This window comes from Actinomycetospora chlora (assembly GCF_039542135.1).
In the GTDB taxonomy this organism is placed as follows: domain Bacteria; phylum Actinomycetota; class Actinomycetes; order Mycobacteriales; family Pseudonocardiaceae; genus Actinomycetospora; species Actinomycetospora chlora.
The window spans coordinates 114,858-120,469 of record NZ_BAABHO010000003.1 but is presented as its reverse complement, the minus strand read 5'-3'; the positions used below and the strand labels follow the sequence as shown (position 1 = coordinate 120,469).

The following is a 5,612-nucleotide window of genomic DNA, read 5'->3' as shown; positions in this document are numbered from 1 at the left end:
CGGACGGTGCGGACGGTGCGGACGGTGCGGACGGTGCGGACGGTGCGGACGGTGCGGACGGTGCGACGGTGACCGCCTCGGGACCGCCCCAGCCCGTGCGTTCCTGCTCGAGCGTGTCCGTGCCGGCCACCGCGCCTCCTCCGCGACCCGCGACGGCGGGCAGCGGCCCCGCGCGCGTCGACGTCCCCCCGGGGTCCGGTGTGCACCCCGTGTGCGGCGATCAGTAAGGCCCGCGTGTGACGTGTGCGTCAAGAGTTGCTGATGTGACTGATGGGGTGAGAGTGGTCGGCGCACCGAGCGGCAAGCACCCACCGGTGACGCCGACTGTCGTCGGGCTTCAGCGGGTGATCGACCACGCCCGGACGCGGCGGACGTGGACGGTGGCGTCCGCCGCGCGGTCGAGCCCCTCGTTGATGCGGGGCGCGAAGATCGCGTAGAAGGCGCCTTCGATCGGGGTGAAGTCGAAGGTGATCGACTTCTCGTGCCACTCACGGTCGTCGAAGTGTCGCCGCGGAACGAAGTCCCGGCTGCGGTAGGGCGAGCGGGCGTTGTCCGGGTGGTCCTGCACCGGCCTCCCGACCTCGATGAGCCCCCGACCGTCGAGCCCGTTCTCCTGCATCGGGATCACGGCGAAGTACACCTGCTCCCGGTACTCGCCGTCGGTGACTCGGTACTCGAACGTGACCAACCCCTTCCGGGTCGGGAGCGAGAGGTTGAGGCCGACGACGTCTCTCCCCACCGATCGCATCCCGAGGGCGTCGCCGTCGTGGGGGAACTGGCGGTCCTCGTCCTGGATTCCTCCCGTGGCGAAGAGCGTCCACCGCTTGTACGCCGGATCGTCGCGAGCACCGTCGTAGAGCAGCTGCGGCTCGCGGTCGGGCGCTGCCACGGCGCTCTCGGTGGGACCGGGCGCCGACACGACGCCCTCTGTGGAGGCGGGTTCCGGGGCGCTCTCCGTGGAGACCGGCGCCTGCGCGGTGCTCGCTGCGCGGCCCGCGACCACGGCCAGGACGACGCCGACGACGGCCACCGGGAGCGCCAGGACGTTCGCGAGCTCGGCGCCGCGCGTGCCGTGGGTGGCGAGCCAGACGGTGAGCCCGGCGAGCGTGAGGACGAGCCCGGACCACGCCGTGACCCGCCACCACGACCGCGCGGAGCGCAAGGCGCGCCCGGAGTCGTGGCCCGGCCGCCAGCGCGCGCGGGTCATCGCGACGGCCACCACCGGTCGCGTCCCATGGTCGAGATCGTGCCCCGGCGTGCAGCGCAGCGCGAGCCTCCGCCGACCACCGGTCGCCCCGGTCCCGGTCGACGGGGGAAGCTGACGCCGGGTCGTGCGGCCGGCCCGGGAGCGGAGGGCGGGCATGACCAGCAGCGGGGCCAGCAGCGGGGCCGGCAGTACGGCGGGCGACGCGCGGCTCGGGCGGCGGGTGATCGCCCTGTTCCGGCCCTACCGCGGCCGCCTGGCGCTCATCGGGGTGGCGATCCTCGTGACGGCGGGCCTCGGGATCGTCAACCCGTTCCTCACGCAGGCCGTGTTCGACGACGCCCTGTTCGCCCCGGGCGGGGCCGACCTCGGGCTGCTCGGCGTGCTGGTCGCCGCCATGGTCGTCATCGCGCTCGTCTCCGGGCTGATCGGCGTCGGGCAGACGTACCTGACGACGGTCGTCGGGAACCGCGTCATGCAGGACCTGCGCGACCGCCTGTTCGCCCACCTCCAGCGCATGCACCTCGGCTTCTTCACCTCGACGAAGACCGGGGTGATCCAGTCGCGCCTCGACAACGACGTCTCCGGCGTGCAGTCCGTCGTCACCGAGACCGCGTCGTCGATCCTCGGCAACGTCGTGACGGTGGTGGCGTCGGTGGTCGCGATGCTCGCGCTGTCGTGGCAGCTGTCGATCGTGGCGTTCGTGCTGATGCCGGTGTTCGTGCTCCTGCAGATCCGGGTCGGGCGGGTGCGCCGGCGGGTCGCGGCGAGCACGCAGGCGTCGCTGTCGGACATGTCGGCGATCACGCAGGAGTCGCTGTCGGTGTCGGGCGTGCTGCTGGCCAAGGTGTTCGGGCGCCAGGAGCACGAGGTCGACCGGTACCGCGCCGAGAACGCGCGCCAGACCGACCTGCAGGTGCGCCAGACCATGACCGGACAGTCGTTCTTCGCCGTCGTCCAGGCGTTCTTCGCGATCACGCCGGCCGCGGTGTACCTGGTCGCGGGCTACGTCGGCACCGGCACCGGCGGGGCGCTGCTCTCGGCGGGCACGCTCGTCGCGTTCACGACGCTGCAGAGCCGGCTGCTCTTCCCCGCGGTGCAGCTGCTGCGCGTCTCGCTCGACGTGCAGACGTCGCTGGCCCTGTTCGGGCGCATCTTCGCCTACCTCGACCTGGTCCCCGCGATCACCGACCCGCCCGGCGCGCGGACCGTCACGAAGGAGCAGGCGCGCGGCGCGGTCGAGCTGCGCGACGTCTGGTTCCGGTACCCGCCGTCGGAGGAGGACGAGGCGCCGGACGGGACGGCGGCCGAGCGCGCGCCCGTCTGGGCGCTGCAGGACCTGTCGCTGCGCATCGAGCCCGGGCAGCTGGCCGCCGTCGTCGGGCCGAGCGGGGCCGGGAAGACGAGCCTGTCGTACCTCGTGCCGCGGCTCTACGACGTCGACCGCGGATCGGTGCGCCTCGACGACATCGACGTGCGCGAGCTGACCCTGCCGTCGCTCGCCGCGATCATCGGCATGGTCACCCAGGATACCTACCTGTTCCACGCCACCATCGCGGAGAACCTGCGCTACGCGGCGCCCGACGCCACCGACGCCCAGCTCGAGGCCGCCGCGCGGGCGGCCAACATCCACGACCGCATCACCACCTTCGAGGCGGGCTACGACACCGTCGTGGGCGAGCGCGGCTACCGGCTCTCCGGCGGCGAGAAGCAGCGCCTGGCCATCGCGCGCGTGATCCTCGCCGATCCCCGGGTGCTGATCCTCGACGAGGCGACCTCGGCCCTCGACACCGTCAGCGAGCGCCTGGTGCAGCACGCCCTGGAGTCGGTGATGTCGGGGCGCACGACGATCGCGATCGCGCACCGGCTGTCCACCGTGCTCGCCGCCGACGTCATCTTCGCCCTCGATGGCGGACGCCTCGTCGAGCACGGCACCCACGCCGAGCTGCTGGCCCGCGGCGGGCTGTACGCGAAGCTCTACGCCGAGCAGTTCGGCGGGGGTGCGGTCGAGGCGCGCTGCGCCGACGGCGTCCGCTTCCGCGACGGCGAGGTCATCCGTCAGGAGCGCCCGTCGGAGGTCGCCTGAGCGTGCAGGTCCTGCGTGCCGATGACGCGCAGCAGGTCGAGCTTCTCCCGCGCGTCGGTGCCCTCGGTGGGGAAGAGCACGAGCAGCGCCAGGTCCGACTCCGGGGTCAGCAGCACCTCGCAGGTGACGTCGACCAGGCCCACCTCGGGGTGGTCGAACCGCTTGCGGTCGGCGCGGCGCCCGGCGACCTCGTGGCGCTCCCACAGCGCCGCGAACTCGGCGCTGGCCGCGCACAGGTCGCCGACCAGCTCCCGCACGTCGGCGTCGCCGCCCCGCCGCGCGGCCACCGCGCGCAGGTCCCGCACGTGCGCCGCCGAGTGCCGCGCCCGGTCCGCAGGCGGGCAGAGCGCCCGCAGCGCCGGGTCGGTGAACCACCGCCACGCCCCGTTGTTGGCCCGCCCCGGGTGCGGGTCGAGGGGTCCGGCGAGCGCGTCGGCGAGCGCGTTCTGCCACAGGACCTCGGTGAGGTCGGTCAGCACGAGCACGGGCACCGCGGGCAGGTGGTCGACGAGGCGCAGCAGCCCGGGCGGGACGTGGCGCCCGGCCCGCCGCGGCGGCGGGGTGAGGCCGGCGAGGTGGAACAGGTGGTCGCGCTCGTCGATCGCGCACCGCAGCGCCCGCGCGACGGCGTCCACGACGGCGGCCGACGGGTGCGGGCCGCGCGCCTGCTCGAGGCGCGTGTAGTAGTCCGTCGACACCCCGGCCAGCGCCGCCACCTCCTCCCGGCGCAGTCCCGGTGTCCGCCGCCGTGCCCCGGGCGGCAGGCCCACGTCGGCGGGACGCAGCAGCTCACGGCGCCGGCGGAGGAAGTCGGCGAGCCCGGCGCGGTCGATCACGCGTCCAGCATCCGCGCGCCGGGCCCGCCCAGCCAGGGTCGGCCGCTCCCCGGATGAGCCGACCCTGCCCGCCGCTCCGGGGACGGCGCACGGTGGGGCCATGACCACCCCCGAGATCCGCCGCCTGGGTCGCACCGGCCCCCTCGTCACCTCGCCCGGCCTCGGCGCCATGGGCCTGTCGGGCGCGTACGGCGTCGTCGACGACGACGAGGGCGTCCGCGTGATCCACGCCTACCTCGACGGCGGCGGCACGCTGATCGACACCGGCGACTTCTACGGCTCCGGCCACAACGAGGCGCTGATCGGGCGCGCCCTGCGCGGTCGCGACCGCGACGACGTCGTGCTGTCGGTGAAGTTCGGCGCCCTGCGCGGCCCCGACGGCGCGCTCCAGGGCGTCGACGCCCGGCCGGCGGCGCTGCGGAACTTCCTCACCTACTCGCTGCAGCGCCTCGGCGTCGACCACGTCGACGTCTACCGGCCCGCCCGCCTCGACCGCGCCGTGCCGATCGAGGACACCGTCGGCGCGATCGCCGAGCTCGTCGAGCAGGGCTACGTGCGCCACGTCGGGCTCTCCGAGGTCGGCGCGGCGACGATCCGCCGCGCCGCCGCCGTCGCCCCGATCAGCGACCTGCAGATCGAGTACTCCCTGCTCCAGCGCGATATCGAGGACGAGATCCTGCCGACCTGCCGCGAGCTCGGCGTCGGCGTCACCGCCTACGGCGTGCTCTCCCGCGGCCTCATCGGTGGCAGCGGTGGCCTCGACGGCGGGCGGCGGGTGATGCCGCGCTTCGCCGACGGCAACCGGGAGCACAACGCGGCCCTGGTCGCGCAGCTCGCCGACGTCGCCGTCCGCCGCGGCGTCACGGTGGCGCAGCTGGCGCTCGCCTGGGTGTCGGCGGCCGGCGACGACGTCGTGCCGGTGCTCGGCGCCCGCCGCGTCGAGCAGGTGACCTCGATGCTCGCGCCGGTGCGGCTGACCCCCGACGAGGCCGCCGAGCTCGCGGCGCTGGTCCCGCGCGGCGCCGTCGCGGGCGACCGCTACCCGGCCGTGGCGATGGCCGACCTCGACAGCGAACGGACGGACGGGACGCCGGTGACCACCGGCGCACCGCGGATGCAGTAGTCCGCTACGGCAGACCGCGGGACGTACCGCCCGGCACGCTGTCCCGCGCGCCGCGGGTGCGGTGCAGGGGGGAGAGGCGGTCGTGACCGGACGGATCGAGGACCTGCTGGTCCTGCTCGCCACGGACGAGGCGACGACGCGGGCGTTCGAGGACGACCCCGACGCGCTCATCGCCCGCTTCCGGCTCGACGCCGAGGACGCCGCGCGGCTGAGGTCGCTGCAGATCGACCGCAGCCCCGGCGCGGCCCGGCGCCTGGAGGAGCGGCTCTCGCGGTCGGGGACCGGGTTCGCCGCGGCACTGCACGACGCGGTGCAGGCGAACGAGGCAGCCGACTCCGGCGAGGCGGGGGACGAGGGCAGCTC

The 5,612-nt window shown here is 74.8% G+C and carries 5 protein-coding genes; 3 read left to right on the top strand and 2 right to left on the bottom strand.

All coding sequences use genetic code 11. The features are described from left to right. Nucleotides 1–337 precede the first annotated feature (337 nt). Nucleotides 338–1,222 carry a hypothetical protein gene (locus tag ABD994_RS02830; protein ID WP_345410861.1) on the bottom strand — a complete coding sequence of 295 codons (885 nt, stop codon included), beginning with the start codon at nt 1,220–1,222 and terminating at the stop codon, nt 338–340. Between the two features lie 139 nt (nt 1,223–1,361). Between ABD994_RS02830 and ABD994_RS02825 the strand changes: the two genes are divergently transcribed. Then, entirely contained in the window at nt 1,362–3,290 is a 1,929-nt protein-coding gene (locus tag ABD994_RS02825; RefSeq protein ID WP_345410860.1) for an ABC transporter ATP-binding protein, read from the top strand. Here ABD994_RS02825 and ABD994_RS02820 read toward each other — a convergent pair. Then, nucleotides 3,263–4,123 carry a helix-turn-helix transcriptional regulator gene (locus ABD994_RS02820; RefSeq protein WP_345410948.1) on the bottom strand — a complete coding sequence of 287 codons (861 nt, stop codon included), beginning with the start codon at nt 4,121–4,123 and terminating at the stop codon, nt 3,263–3,265. The genes ABD994_RS02825 and ABD994_RS02820 overlap by 28 nt on opposite strands. 103 nt (nt 4,124–4,226) lie before the next feature. On the opposite strand from ABD994_RS02820, the gene ABD994_RS02815 reads away from it, so the two are divergent. Further along, nucleotides 4,227–5,249 carry an aldo/keto reductase gene (locus ABD994_RS02815; RefSeq protein ID WP_345410859.1) on the top strand — a complete coding sequence of 341 codons (1,023 nt, stop codon included), beginning with the start codon at nt 4,227–4,229 and terminating at the stop codon, nt 5,247–5,249. A gap of 82 nt (nt 5,250–5,331) precedes the next feature. Next, nucleotides 5,332–5,612 (top strand): hypothetical protein (locus ABD994_RS02810; protein WP_345410858.1); only part of this gene is annotated, 281 nt, incomplete at its 3' end.